Origin of the sequence: Kocuria rhizophila (genome assembly GCF_003667225.1) — a bacterium.
GTDB classification, from domain to species: Bacteria; Actinomycetota; Actinomycetes; order Actinomycetales; family Micrococcaceae; genus Kocuria; species Kocuria rhizophila.
Window position 1 is genome coordinate 1 of the sequence record NZ_RCOM01000018.1, and the last position, 13354, is coordinate 13354.

Consider the following 13354-nt stretch of genomic DNA (forward strand, 5'->3'; position numbering starts at 1 on the left):
GGGCGGCGGTCTCCGTGCCGCTGCTCTGCTGGGCAGCGCGGCGGCGTCGTTCGGCGATGGTGAGACCGTCCGAGTCCTCCGGCGTGCGGATCCTGCCGGCGCCGCGGTACAGCGGCACGGCGTCGAGGGCCTCGGGGTCCAGCCCCGAGTTCTTGGCGCCCGATCCGAAGTACCGGGTGCGTGCCAGCAGCACCATCACGGGGTGGGTGAACAGGAACACAACCATGAGGTCCGCGATGGCCGTCAGGCCCAGGGTGAACGCGAAGCCGCGCACGTTGCCCACGGCCACGAAGTACAGCACCACCGCGGCCAGCAGGTTCACGGCCTTGGAGGCGAGGACCGTCTGACGGGCCCGCTGCCAGCCGTGGTCCACGGCCGCGGGAATGGTGCGCCCGGCCCGGATCTCGTCGCGGATGCGCTCGAAGTACACGATGAACGAGTCCGCCGTCTGACCGATCGCGACCACGAGGCCCGCCACGCCGGCCAGGGACAGCCGGTAGTTGGCGCCCCAGCCCAGCAGAGTGATGGCGAGGTAGGTGATGACACCGGCCACCACGAGCGAGGCGATGGTCACGAGGCCCAGCCAGCGGTACTGGAACAGCGAGTAGATGCAGACCAGCGCCAGGCCGATCAGACCGGCAATGATGCCCATCTGCAGCTGGTTGCTGCCCAGGGTCGCGGAGACCTGCTGCTCCGACTCGATCGTGAAGGAGACGGGCAGCGCGCCGTACTTCAGCTGCTCGGACAGGAACTTGGCCTCGTCCTCGGTGAAGTCACCCGTGATCTGGGCCTTGCCGTCGGAGATCACGGAGTTCATGGTGGGCGCGGAGACCACCGAGCCGTCCAGGACGATCGCGAACTGCGAGCGGGGGTCCTGCTGGCCGCCCTGGCCGTAGCCGTAGAGCCGCTCCGAGAGCTGCTTGAACGTCTCGGTGCCCTGCTCGTTGAACTGCAGGTTCACCGCGTAGCCGCCCGTGGCGTTGCCCTGCGAGTTCGTGGCCGGGGCGTAGGAGGCGTCCTCGATGTCCGTGCCGGGGATCTCCACCGGGCCCAGGATGTACTTGGCGTTGCCCTGGGGATCGCACGCCACGGTGGCCTTGTCCTGCGGCTGGGTCTCCCGGTCCTTCTGCGACTGGGGTGCGCTGCAGTCGAGGGCTTCGTACTGGGCGAACAGCTCGGGGGTGATCCAGCGGGGGTCCGAGGAGTTCTCGGGGGCCGACTTGGCCTTGGGCACGTCCTTGGGGTCCGTGCGCTGCTCCTTGGGGGTGGCCTCCCCCGGGCCCGTGACGATGACCGGCCGGAACGCCATCTGCGCCGAGGTCTGGATGAGCTCACGGGTCTCCGCGGACGGCGTGCCCGGCAGGGACACCACGATGTTGTTGCCGGACTGGGTGGTGATCTCCGCCTCGGAGACACCCGCGCCGTCCACGCGCTGGCGGATGATCTCCACCGCCTGGTCCAGCTGCTCCTGGGTGATCTCCTGCCCCGCCTGCTCCCCCTGCAGGGACGGCGTGAGCACCATCTGCGTGCCGCCCTCGAGGTCGAGGGCGAGTTTGGGGGCCCAGCCGGTGCGGTCGGTCGTGACGCCGTACACCAGCAGCCCGGCCAGCAGGGCGATGACCGCCACCAGCGCCACGAGGGACCCGCGGGCCCTGGCCGCCGCCGCAGCGGCCCCGGTGCGGGGCTTCCTGGTCCGGGGTGACGACGTGGACTTTCGGGCGGAGCCGGAGTCCTCGGCGGAGCCCTTGCGCCGCCGCCGGGATGACGTCGAGGCCTTCGGAGACTCCGAGGTCTCCGAGCTCTTCTTCTGTGCTGCCATTGCCGTCCTTCGAGGAGACCGTGACCGGACGCGCACGCCGGTCACCACATGAGAAACGGGCCGAGGTCCTCGGCCCGTCTCTCATCGGGGGATGTCAGATGGTGGGGTTGCCGTGCTCGCCGCGGCCGCGGGCGTCGGTCCCGTTCCCGGGCTCGGTGCGGTCCACGCCGTCAACCGTGGGAGCGGAGCCGCGGGTCGGGTCGTCGTGCATCGGGGCGTCGTGATCGGCCGCGGTGCCGTGAGTGGAAACGGCGTCCTGCTCGGCGTGTGCGGCGGTGGAGCCGTCGGCGGGGAGCTGGGCGGCGTGGTGCTCTGCGGCGCCCGTCTCCGGGGTCTCGTCCACCACGGTGGTGACGGTCTGCGAGTGGACGGTGACGAGCTGGCCCGGGGCAATCTCCAGGACGGCCTTGTGGTTCTCGCGGTCCATCTCGTGCAGGGTGCCGAACAGCCCGAAGCTCGTCATCACCTGCGTGCCGGGGCCCATGCTGGCCTGCTTGGTCTTCATCTCGGCCTGGGCCTTCTTCTGTCGCCGCATGGGCAGCCACAGCAGCAGCACCATGGCCAGAAGCATGACGGGAAGAAACCAGGCACTCCCGCCGCCGGTGGCTGCCTGCTGGGTCTCTGCGAGGATGGTCACGGAGAATCCGATCTGTCGAGGGATGAGGGACTCGGGTGCACGGGCCCCGGGACACACCGGTGCCGATACGGGCCCACACACGAATTCCTCCCAGCTTAGGGGATGGATCTGGTCACCCGCTGGATGCATCTCCCGGTGACGGGTCTGCGGCGAGCGCGGACCTCAGGGAGGGATCCTCGAACGCGGCGTGCTCGGGAACCTCCAGGTCCAGGTGCTCCCACGCCGCGGCCATGGCGATCCTGCCCCGGGGCGTGCGGCCGAGCAGGCCCTCACGGACCAGGAAGGGTTCGGCGACCGTCTCCACGGTCTCGGTCTCCTCCCCCACGGCAATGGCCAGGGTGGACAGGCCCACCGGCCCGCCGTTGAACTTGCCCACCAGCGCTGAGAGCACGTTGCGGTCCAGCCGGTCCAGTCCGCGGGCGTCCACCTCGTACATGTCCAGGGCGGCGCCGGCCGCGCGGGCGTCGATGCGCTCCACACCGTGCACGAGTGCCCAGTCCCGCACGCGGCGCAGCAGCCGGTTGGCGATGCGGGGGGTGCCGCGCGAGCGCGAAGCCACTTCCGTGAAGGCCTCGGAGGTCATGGTGAGGTCCAGCAGACCCGCGGAGCGGCGCAGCACGAGCTCGAGCTCCGGGACCGAGTAGAACTCCAGGTGCCCGGTGAAACCGAAGCGGTCCCGCAGGGGCCCGGGCAGCAGACCGGCACGGGTGGTGGCGCCCACGAGGGTGAACGGTGGCAGGTCCAGGGGAATGGAGGTGGCACCGGCGCCCTTGCCCACCACGATGTCCACGCGGAAGTCCTCCATGGCCATGTAGAGCATCTCCTCCGCCGGGCGGGACATCCGGTGGATCTCGTCCAGGAAGAGCACCTCCCCGTGGGTCAGGGAGGAGAGGATGGCCGCGAGGTCCCCCGCGTGCTGGATGGCGGGACCCGAGGAGATCCGCAGCGGGACCTCCAGCTCCTCCGCGATGATCATGGCCAGGGTGGTCTTGCCCAGACCCGGCGGACCGGAGAGCAGCACATGGTCCGCGGTGCGCCCTCGCAGCTTGGACGCCTCGAGCACCAGCGAGAGCTGCGCGCGCACACGCTTCTGCCCCACGAAGTCGTCCAGCGTGCCCGGCCGCAGCGACGCCTCCAGCTGCTGGTCGTCGTAGTCCCCCTCGGCGCCCACGAGGCGCTGCCGCCCCGCGGCCCCGCGTTCCTCCACAGCCATGCTCAGCGCCTCCCGGTGGGCGCGTGCGTGGTGCCCTTGGAGGTACCGAGCCAGGACAGGACGGCGCGCAGGATCTCGGCCACGTTGCCGGAGTCACCGAGCGCGGGCTGGGTCTGCAGGGCGTCCTCGATGCCGCGGACGGCGTCCTTCTCGTTCCACCCCAGGCCCGTGAGGGCATCGACCACCTGGTCCCGCCACACCGGCATCTGCGGCTGGGCGGCCTGCTGCACGGGAGGTTCGGGGAGCACGAGCTTGTCCGCGAGCTCCAGCACGATCCGCCGCGCGGACTTCGGCCCGATGCCCGGCACGGCCGTGAACGCCTTGTCGTCGCCGGCCGCGATGGCCCGGCGGGCGTCGTCGGGCCCGAGCACGGAGACGGCGGCGAGCGCGGTGCGCGGCCCCACGCCGGAGACTCCCAGCATGACCGAGAAGATCTCCTTCTCGTCCGCCTGGGCGAAGCCGAACAGCAGCGGGGCCTCGTCCTTGCGGGCGATGTAGGCGGTGTGCAGCCGCGTGGTGGCTCCCACCCGCAGACCGGACAGGGTGTGCGGGCTCGCGTGGACCTCGATGCCGAAGCCCGAGACCTCCACCACGGCCAGGGTGGCGCCCACGAAGGCCACCTCACCGGTCACCGAGGCAATCACGGCTGCTCCCCTCTCCCGGCCGGGGCCGGTCTCGTGCGCCCACCGGTTCCGGGGGCTGGGTGGTGCGGGGGCGGCTGCCCCGGCGCTCGGGCGCGGCCAGTGCCGCGTCGGATTCGAACACGTGTGCGAACGGTTCTGGGCCACTGTACCAACGGGGGCGCCGTAGCGGGGGGACGGTGCAACGGGGCGTGGACCACCGCCACCCGTGGGGCACCGTTGCGGGCGAGAACGGTGCAGCCGGCGGCGGTCCCGCTCGACCGCGGATAGACCGATGGAGTCTGCCGCGCGCCCCTCTCAGCCGCGTCTGCCCCGTGCGGGGCTGCTGCCGCGGGCCCCCGGAGCACGCGAGGCCGACTCCGCCCGGCGCCACGCCTGCTGGGCCGGTGTCAGCGCGGTGGTACCGGTGGTGCCGGTAGACCGTGACGGACGGGACCCGGAGTGGGTGGAGGTGGCCGCCACCGCGTTCATCCCTGCCACCCCGCCGCGCCAGCCGTGGCACACGGCCAGCGCGAGCGCGTCCGCGGCGTCGGCCGGACGGGGCGGGGCGTCCAGTTTCAGGATGCGCACGACCATCCGGTTCACGGACTCCTTGTCCGCGGAGCCGTCCCCGGTGACCGCTGCCTTGACCTCGGAGGGGGTGTGCCACGCGACCGGGATGCCGCGCCGGGCCGCCGCCGCGATGACCACGCCGGTGGCCTGGGCGGTGCCCACGACCGTGGGCGCGTTGTTCTGCGCGAACACGCGCTCCACCGCCACCACGTCCGGGCGGAAGCGCTCCATGAGCTCGTCCGCGGCCTCCATGATGGTCAGCACGCGGTGCTCGAGCGCCTCGTGGGCGCGCGAGCCGCTCACCTGAACGTGCACGAACGTGCCCGTGCGCTGGGCGGACATGTCCACCACGGCGAATCCGCACCGGGTGAGTCCGGGGTCCACCGCGAGCACGCGCTGGGAGCCTGCCGCCTGCGGACGGGCCACGGGCCTACTCGTCGTCCTCGAGCTGGGCCATCACGTCCGCGGGGATGTTCGCGTTGGAGTAGACGTTCTGCACGTCGTCCAGCTCCTCGACCGCGTCCGCGAGCTTGAGGAACTTCCGGGCGCCCTCCGCGTCCAGGTCCACGCTCATGGTGGCCCGGAACTGGGGGTCGTCGTTGTTGTACTCCAGACCGGCCTCGTCCAGCGCCGCGCGGATCGCAGGCAGGTCCGTGGCCTCACTGACCACCTCGAACACGTCCGACTCGTCCAGGACCTCGTCCGCGCCGGCGTCGAGCACGGCCATCAGGACGTCGTCCTCGGTGAGGCCGTCCGTCTTGGCCACCTCCACTACGCCCTTGCGCTCGAAGAGGTACGCCACCGAGCCGGAGTCCGCCATGGTGCCGCCGTGACGGGTCACGGCCACGCGCACCTCGGAGGCCGCGCGGTTCTTGTTGTCCGTCAGGCACTCGATGTACAGCGCGGTGCCCTGCGGGCCGCGGGCCTCGTAGAGGATCTCGGTGTAGTCGATCGTCTCGCCGGTCAGGCCCGCTCCGCGCTTGATCGCGCGGTCGATGTTGTCGTTCGGCACGGAGTTCTTCTTGGCCTTGGACACCGCGAGCTCCAGCGCCGGGTTGCCGGAGGTGTCCGCGCCGCCCATGCGCGCCGCGACCTCGATGCCCTTGATGTACTTGGCGAACGCCTTGGCGCGCTTGGCGTCGATCGCCGCCTTCTTGTGCTTGGTCGTGGCCCACTTGGAGTGACCTGACATGGATGACCTCCTCGAAAGAGTGCGTCCGGCCGTGCTCGGGCCGGACGCGGTGGTGGATTGACTGCCATGATACCGAGCGCGCCCCGTGCCCTGTCACACCGGGGTGCGCACCCGCACCGTCCAGGGGGACTTCGCGGCGCCACCGGTGGTCGCCGAGCCGCCGGTGCGGGGACACGGTTCGCCGCGGCGACAGGCACGGTCGACGACGCCGCGCGCTCGCCCCATGAGGGCCGCGCGCGGCCGACGCCGCGCCTCCGGTGGCCGCGGTTCGGCAGGCCGCCGCGGCACGCACGGATGACCACGCCGCACGCCCGCCCCCTGCCGAACGGCCGGGGCACGCCGGGCGAGCCACGGCAGGCGCGGCCGCGAGCGGCGTCGTCGTCCCCCGGTCCGTCAGCGGGGCCGGGAGGCCGCTACCTCGCGGGCGCGCTCCGCCAGCGTGTCGTCCGGGCCGACCTCCGGCAGGGACTCCCCGCGCAGGGCGAGGGCCTGGCCGAGCAGGAAGTCCGCCACGCGCGGGTTCTTGGGCAGCAGGGAGCCGTGCAGGTAGCTGCCGAGCACGTTGTGGGTGCGGGCTCCCTCCGTGCCGTCCTCGCCGTTGTTGCCGGCGCCCGAGACGACCGTGGCCAGGGGCTCCTGGCCCGCGCCCAGACGGGTGAGCCCGGAGTGGTTCTCGTAGCCCACGATCCGGCCCAGCTCCGGGGACTCGGTGACGATGTTGCCGATCAATCGCTCGGTGCCCGCCACCGTCTCGAGGTCGAAGATCCCGATCCCGGACAGGGTCTCCCCCGCCCCGGTGCGGAAGCTGCGGCCGAAGAGCTGGTAGAGCCCGCAGATCGCGAGCATGGGCACGCCGCGTTCCACGGCCTCGTGCAGCCGGGGCGCCACGGCCGCGAGGTCCTCGGCCACGCGGAACTGCCCCGAGTCCTGGCCACCGCCGCCCACGAAGAGGTCGGCGTGCTCGGGCCACGGATCACCCGGATCGTAGTCCACGATCTCGGTGTCCAGACCGTAGCGCTCGGCGCGGCGCCTGAGGGTCAGGGTGTTGCCCCAGTCGCCGTAGATGTTCATGTCCCGGGGGTAGAGCTGCACGATGCGCAGCGGCCCGGAGGTGTTCTCAGCCACGGTGTTCTCCTAGATGGCGGCCACGTGCGTCATGCCGCCCAGGATCTTGCGCAGGGACAGCATGGCCGTGTAGGTGCAGAAGATGCGCATGGGACGGTCCCCGGACTGCGCGATGAACTGCTTCAGCGCGTCCTCCAGGTCCGGTTCCACCCCGCCCACGCGCACGAGGTCGTAGTCCAGCCGCAGGGCCATGTCCCACGCGCGCACTCCGGAGACGAGGTCCACCCCGCCCTCCCGGAGGCTGTCGAAGTCCACGTCCCACAGCCAAGAGACGTCCCGGCCGTCCGCGTACTGGTCGTTGATCGCGATCATGGTCGCGTAGTCCTGCGCGGACGCGGATGCCAGCGACAGCCGGAAGCCCGCGGGGTTCTTCACCAGGAGCAGCTGCAGGGGCTTGCCGTCCACCGTGATGGTCTCGCCGCGCCCGAAGGCGGGCGTCACGTTGCCGAGCTCGGCCACCAGAGCGGGGACATCGGCGTCGTCCCCCAGCACCTGCAGGCTCACGGCCAGGGCGGCCGCCGCGTTGTACTGGTTGTAGACGCCGTAGAGGTCCACCGTGGCCTCGTGGCTCGTGCCGCCCACGTCCAGCTCCACGCTGCGGGCGTTGACGGCTTCCAGCACGACGTCCGCGTCCGGGCGCCGCGCCGAGGGAACGTCGGAGTCCTGTTCGCCGGGATCCACCTGTCGCAGGCCCTCGCGCATGTCGTCGTCGGACGGGAACATGGGGCGCAGCGCGTCCGAGAGCCCGAACCAGGACACGGCGGTGCCCGCGGAGAGGTCCTCGGCGAGCCCCGCGATCCGCGGGTCCTCGCGGTTGAGCACCACGGTCTCCGTGGTGGCGCGGGCCACCTGGCGCAGCATCCGGCGCGTGGTGTCGATCTCCCCGAAACGGTCCAGCTGGTCGCGCATCACGTTGAGCAGCAGGCTGATCCGCGGCTGCACCTGCTTCACGAAGTGCACCGCGTGGGCCTCGTCCAGCTCGAGCACCGCGACGTCCGCGTGCAGACGGCCGAACGCGTCCATCTCCGCGAGCAGGGAGGCCGCGACACCGCGCACGAAGTTGGAGCCCGTGCGGTTGGTGAACACGCGCAGGCCCTGGGAGCGCAGCAGCTGCACGGTCATCTTGGTGGTGGTGGTCTTGCCGTTGGTCCCGCTGATCACCACCACGCCGCGGGGCAGCTTGGCGAGCTCCTCGGCCACGAAGCCGGGGTGCAGCTTCTCCATGAACAGGCCGGGGAACGCGGAGCCGCCGCCGCGCAGGCTGGACGCCCAGCGCACCCCCTGGCCGAGGACGCGTACGAGAGGTCGGGACATGGTCTCCATCCTAGTGAGCGGGTGCGGGCACCCGGGTGGTGAACGTGTGCGGGCACCCGCGGTCGCGGACCGGTGGGCCCGCGGGCCGTCAGTCCCCGGGCCAGGCCGCGGCGATGTCCTCGCGCGTGGCCCCCAGGGTCTGGATCAGCGGTTTGGTCTGCGCGAGCACGGGCATGAAGTTCGCGTCACCGGTCCACCGGGGCACCACGTGCTGGTGCAGGTGGGCGGCGAGCGACCCGCCCGCGGCGGAGCCCAGGTTGAGCCCCACATTGAACGCCGCGGGACTCGCGACCTCCCGGATCACGCGCACTGCCGTGCGGGTCAGGGTGTTGAGCTCCCACAGCTCGTCGTCCGTGAGCTCGTCCAGGTCCGCCACGTGCCGGTACGGGCACACCAGCACGTGGCCGGGGTTGTACGGGAACAGGTTGAGCACCACGAAGCAGTGCTCACCGCGGTGGACGATCAGGGAGTCCTCGTCGGAGCGCTGCGGCGCGGTGCAGAACGGGCACCCCGGCGGCTGCTCCACCGAGGTGTCCTCCCCGCGCACGTACGCGAGCCGGTGCGGGGTCCACAGCCGCTGGAAGCTGTCCGGAACCCCCGGGACCTCGAACTCGTCCCGGACCACACCGTCCCCGTCCGGCGCCGCGGCGCTCCGCCCGGTCACGGCTGCTCCGGCGCCCGGGTCTGCTCCGACGACGCCGCCGTGGTCGGCTCCTCGACCACGGCGGCGCCCACCTCGACCTCCTCGGCCGGGGCCGTCGGATCCTCGTTGGCGCGTGAGGCCACGTGGCGGGCAATGAGCTCCACGGCCTCCGCCCGGCTCACGCCGTTGTGCTGGGAGCCGTCGCGGAAGCGGAACGACACGGTGCCCGCCTCGGCGTCCTCGCCGCCGGCGATGACCACGAACGGGATCTTGTCCTTGGACGCCGTGCGGATCTTCTTGGGGAAGCGGTCGGAGGAGGTGTCCACCTCCACCCGGATCCCGCGCTCGCGCAGGGACTGGGCGAACTCGTCCAGGTAGTCGTTGAACGCCTCGGCCACGGGGATGGCGCGCACCTGCACGGGAGCCAGCCACGCCGGGAACGCGCCCGCGTAGTGCTCCGTGAGCACGCCCATGAACCGCTCCACGGAGCCGAACAGTGCTCGGTGGATCATCACCGGGCGCTGCCGGGTGCCGTCCGAGGCCTGGTACTCCAGGTCGAAGCGCTCCGGCAGGTTGAAGTCCAGCTGGATGGTGGACATCTGCCACGTGCGCCCGATCGCGTCCCGGGCCTGCACGGAGATCTTGGGACCGTAGAACGCGGCGCCCGCAGGGTCAGGAACCAGCTCCAGCCCGGAGTCCTGCGCCACCTCCCGCAGCGTGCGGGTGGCCTCGTCCCAGATCTCGTCCGAGCCCACGAACTTGTTCGGGTCCTTGGTGGAGAGCTCCAGGTAGAAGTCCTCCATGCCGTAATCCTTGAGCAGGGACAGCACGAAGTTCAGGGTGTTCGTCAGCTCGCCCTTCATCTGCTCGCGGGTGCAGTAGATGTGGGCGTCGTCCTGGGTCATGCCGCGCACGCGCGTGAGTCCGTGGATCACCCCGGACTTCTCGTAGCGGTACACCGCGCCGAACTCGAACAGCCGCAGCGGCAGCTCCCGGTAGGACCGCCCGCGGGAGCGGAAGATCAGGTTGTGCATAGGGCAGTTCATGGGCTTGAGGTAGTAGTCCTGACCCGGCTTGGTCAGCTCACCCGTCTCCGGGTCCCGCTCCTCGTCCACGTGCATGGGAGGGAACATCCCGTCGCGGTACCAGTCCAGGTGCCCGGAGACTTCGTACAGGTGGCCCTTGGTGATGTGCGGGGTGTAGACGAACTCGTACCCGGCACGCGCGTGGCGCTCGCGCGAGTAGTCCTCCATCTCCTTGCGGATGATCCCGCCCTTGGGATGGAACACGGGCAGACCGGAGCCCAGTTCGTCCGGGAAGGAGAAGAGGTCCAGCTCGACGCCCAGCTTGCGGTGGTCGCGGCGCTCGGCCTCGGCCAGACGCTCCTTGTAGGCCTTCAACTCGTCCTTGGAGGGCCAGGCCGTGCCGTAGATCCGCTGCAGCTGCTGGTTCTCCTGGTTGCCGCGCCAGTACGCGGCGGCGGAACGCATGAGCGCGTAGCCGTTGCCGATGTGCTTGGTGTCCGGCAGGTGCGGGCCGCGGCAGAGGTCGCGCCACACCACGTCCCCGCTCTTGCGGTCCACGTTGTCGTAGACCGTGAGCTCGCCACCGCCCACCTCCACGGACGCACCCTCGGCGGACTCCTCCACGGCACCGGAGCCCGGCCCTCCGGCCAGGTCGATGAGCTCGAGCTTGTAGGGCTCGTCGGCCATCTCCGCGCGCGCCTCGTCCTCCGTGACCGTGCGGCGGCGGAAGATCTGGTTCCTGTTGACGATCTTCAGCATCGACTTCTCGAGCTGCTTGAGGTCCTCGGGAGTGAACGGCTCCGCGACGTCGAAGTCGAAGTAGAAGCCGTCCGTGATGTACGGGCCGATGCCCAGCTTGGCGTCCGGACGCAGCTCTTGCACCGCCTGCGCCATCACGTGCGCTGTGGAGTGGCGCAGCACCTCGAGCCCTTCGGGATCACTCACGAGCACCCGTTCCACGACGTCCCCGTCCTGCAGGGGCGTGGACAGGTCCTTGAGGACACCGTTGACGTGCGCCACCACCACGTCCCGCTGCTCGGCGTAGAGCTCGGCGGCAGTGGTGCCCGGCTCCGTGGTGCGGGCCTCGCCGTCCACGGTGAGCTGCAGTGCTGGGGCATCCGTCATGGTGTGTCTCCTCGTCAGTTCTGTGTGTGCCCGCCCGTACCGGGGGCGCGCGTTCCGCGGACGTGCCGTGCACGCCCGTGACCTCCCCGATGCTACCGTCCACCTGCCGCGGACGGCACGGGACGGCGCGCCCTGCGGACGGATCGTGAGTCCGCTCACGCGCTGGCACCCTGGGCACGACGAAGGGTGTGCCTCGAGCCGGAGCCCGGGGCACACCCTTCAGTGTTCACGCGAGGTCACTCGCGTGGACGGCTTCAGCGGCGGGGAGCCTCGCCGTTGCGGCCGAGGTCGTCACGGCCCAGGCCGTCACGATCGACATCGGACTCCACGTCGACCTGTTCCTTCTGGACGTCGGCCTCCACGCGCTGGGTCTCGCGGACGGTCTGCTTGTTCAGCCCGACCTCCTCGACGGCCACGGCTTCCTTCTCGACGACGGGGCGCTCCTCGTGCAGAGTCACGTCCACCTCTTCCTCGCCGATCCGGCCGGTGCCCGCGTGGGCCTCGGTGCCGTTGAGCGGGGTGCGCTCCACGGTGACCTCTTCGCGCTCGACCGGGACGTCGACCGTCTCGTGGTCGGTCACGACGTACTTGCGCAGGCGGGCGTGGCCGGCCTCGCGCTCCTGGGTGCCCACGTTGAGGCGCTCCTCGTGACGGGTCACGGAGGCGTTCTCACCGGCGGCCACGTGGCGGTCCTGGTCCACACCGGCGCGGTCGCGGTCGGTGAGGTCGCGGTCACGGTCCGCGGCGAGACGGTCACGGTCGGCGACGTCGCGGTCGGCGTTCGCGTGACGGTCACCGGCGGCGGCGCCGGCCACACCAGCGGTGCCAGCGGCGGCGTTGCGGTCACGATCGGCGCCCGCGGTGCGGCCGTCGTCGTAGTTCATCTCGTAGTAGCGGTACAGCTCCTCCTCCTCGGCGGGGGACAGGTGCTGGTCCGCGTCGACCTTCGGAGCGTCCTTGATGACGTCCTTGGTGTAGGGAAGAACCACGCGGTCGCCGTCCTGACGGGCGCCCTTCACGGGAACGAAGTTCTCCTTGGCACCGAACAGACCGGTGTTCACGGTCAGGAAGGTGGGCTCGCCGGAGTTGTCGTCCAGGAACACCTGCTCGACCTTGCCGATCTTGTCGCCGTCGGAGCCGTAGGCCGTGCTGGACAGAATTGCATTCACGTCGAACGTGGACATCGCATTAACTCCTCAGTAAGTCTCTGCTGCCGGCGCACGGGTTGTGCACCGGAGGCCGCCGCACCCGCAGTGGGTGTGCGGTCTGGCTTCGTGACACATATTACGGCCATCAGCACACTGCGCTACCAATTTCTCTCACGGAAAAACCGGCGCGCCGGTGACCGCGCGCGCGGCGCACCTGTGGTGGTCGCACCGGAAGGGCGTCGCCTGCGGGGTCGCCGGGGTGGCGTGGGGCACAATGGGCAGGACCAACCGCTGTGAGTTCCCCGGAACCGTTCGGGCGATTCACACGGAAACGGCAGCACAACAGAGGACGGAGCTCCGACGTGTGGGATGCACTGGTCACCAATCCTTGGATCTTCTGGCTGATCATCATGCTGGCCCTGGCGGCCATCGAGATGCTCACCCTGGACTTCCTGTTCCTCATGATGTCCCTCGCGGCGCTCGTCACCGCCGGCGTGAGTCTCGTGGTGGACAGCTTCACTGTGCAGGTGGTGCTCTTCGCGGTCGTCTCGGTGCTGCTCATCTTCGTGATCCGCCCGATCGCCCTGCGCCGCCTCAACCGGTCCACGCCCACCACGCGCTCCAACACGGACCGGCTCGTCGGGCTGCCGGCCACCGTGCTCGAGCCCGTGACCCAGCACAGCGGGCTGGTCCGGCTGGAGGGGGACGTCTGGACGGCCCGATCGTCCGCGGGAGCGGCCCTGCCGGAGGGCCGCGAAGTGTTCGTCCACCGCATCGACGGCGCCACCGCCGTGGTCTCCGACGTAGCCCCGGCCCACGCACCGGGCACCGACGGCGGGCGCGGCACCCACCGCTAGGCCCCGACCACGGCAGACCGTGAGCGCGCAGCACTCACGGACGCGCCCCCCGCCGAGACACTC

Annotated in this window: 12 protein-coding genes; 1 reads left to right on the top strand and 11 read right to left on the bottom strand. The window is 70.9% G+C overall.

Annotated features, from left to right (window positions below; genetic code table 11):
- From secD to D9R02_RS04510, 11 genes are all read right to left on the bottom strand, one after another.
- Positions 1 to 1819, bottom strand: a 1819-nt coding sequence (gene secD / locus D9R02_RS04460; protein ID WP_183085947.1) for a protein translocase subunit SecD, incomplete at its 3' end; no start/stop codon positions are given.
- Between the two features lie 94 nt (positions 1820 to 1913).
- On the bottom strand, positions 1914 to 2456 hold the full coding sequence (locus D9R02_RS12250; protein WP_259463905.1) for a preprotein translocase subunit YajC: 543 nt from the start codon (positions 2454 to 2456) through the stop codon (positions 1914 to 1916).
- A gap of 112 nt (positions 2457 to 2568) precedes the next feature.
- Positions 2569 to 3669, bottom strand: a complete 1101-nt coding sequence (gene ruvB / locus D9R02_RS04470) for a Holliday junction branch migration DNA helicase RuvB (protein ID WP_121566419.1) — start codon at positions 3667 to 3669, stop codon at positions 2569 to 2571.
- A 2-nt stretch (positions 3670 to 3671) separates the two neighbouring features.
- On the bottom strand, positions 3672 to 4313 hold the full coding sequence (gene ruvA, locus D9R02_RS04475) for a Holliday junction branch migration protein RuvA (RefSeq protein ID WP_121566420.1): 642 nt from the start codon (positions 4311 to 4313) through the stop codon (positions 3672 to 3674).
- 294 nt (positions 4314 to 4607) lie between these two features.
- A complete protein-coding gene (ruvC, locus tag D9R02_RS04480; RefSeq protein ID WP_039101127.1) occupies positions 4608 to 5288 on the bottom strand; it encodes a crossover junction endodeoxyribonuclease RuvC in 681 nt (226 codons plus the stop codon).
- 4 nt (positions 5289 to 5292) lie between these two features.
- Positions 5293 to 6054 carry a YebC/PmpR family DNA-binding transcriptional regulator gene (locus tag D9R02_RS04485; RefSeq protein WP_039101125.1) on the bottom strand — a complete coding sequence of 254 codons (762 nt, stop codon included), beginning with the start codon at positions 6052 to 6054 and terminating at the stop codon, positions 5293 to 5295.
- Between the two features lie 393 nt (positions 6055 to 6447).
- Entirely contained in the window at positions 6448 to 7179 is a 732-nt protein-coding gene (locus D9R02_RS04490; protein ID WP_039101124.1) for a type 1 glutamine amidotransferase, read from the bottom strand.
- Between the two features lie 9 nt (positions 7180 to 7188).
- Positions 7189 to 8502, bottom strand: coding sequence for a Mur ligase family protein (locus D9R02_RS04495; protein ID WP_019309311.1), 1314 nt, complete (start codon positions 8500 to 8502; stop codon positions 7189 to 7191).
- Positions 8503 to 8581: 79 nt separating this feature from the next.
- Positions 8582 to 9157, bottom strand: coding sequence for an HIT family protein (locus D9R02_RS04500; RefSeq protein WP_121566421.1), 576 nt, complete (start codon positions 9155 to 9157; stop codon positions 8582 to 8584).
- Positions 9154 to 11286, bottom strand: coding sequence for a threonine--tRNA ligase (thrS, locus tag D9R02_RS04505; RefSeq protein ID WP_121566422.1), 2133 nt, complete (start codon positions 11284 to 11286; stop codon positions 9154 to 9156). The genes D9R02_RS04500 and thrS overlap by 4 nt, the downstream gene beginning before the upstream one ends.
- 254 nt (positions 11287 to 11540) lie before the next feature.
- Positions 11541 to 12470 carry a PRC and DUF2382 domain-containing protein gene (locus tag D9R02_RS04510; RefSeq protein ID WP_121566423.1) on the bottom strand — a complete coding sequence of 310 codons (930 nt, stop codon included), beginning with the start codon at positions 12468 to 12470 and terminating at the stop codon, positions 11541 to 11543.
- Positions 12471 to 12796: 326 nt separating this feature from the next.
- On the opposite strand from D9R02_RS04510, the gene D9R02_RS04515 reads away from it, so the two are divergent.
- Complete coding sequence (locus tag D9R02_RS04515) at positions 12797 to 13291, top strand: NfeD family protein (protein ID WP_121566424.1); 495 nt, start codon at positions 12797 to 12799, stop codon at positions 13289 to 13291.
- Positions 13292 to 13354 lie beyond the last annotated feature (63 nt).

Excerpts from the sequence above, each read along its gene's own strand:
- ruvB (WP_121566419.1), bottom strand. The coding sequence starts at position 3,669 with ATGGCTGTGGAGGAACGCGGGGCCGCGGGGCGGCAGCGCCTCGTGGGC.
- D9R02_RS04485 (WP_039101125.1), bottom strand. The coding sequence starts at position 6,054 with ATGTCAGGTCACTCCAAGTGGGCCACGACCAAGCACAAGAAGGCGGCG.
- D9R02_RS04495 (WP_019309311.1), bottom strand. The coding sequence starts at position 8,502 with ATGGAGACCATGTCCCGACCTCTCGTACGCGTCCTCGGCCAGGGGGTG.
- thrS (WP_121566422.1), bottom strand. The coding sequence starts at position 11,286 with ATGACGGATGCCCCAGCACTGCAGCTCACCGTGGACGGCGAGGCCCGC.
- D9R02_RS04510 (WP_121566423.1), bottom strand. The coding sequence starts at position 12,470 with ATGTCCACGTTCGACGTGAATGCAATTCTGTCCAGCACGGCCTACGGC.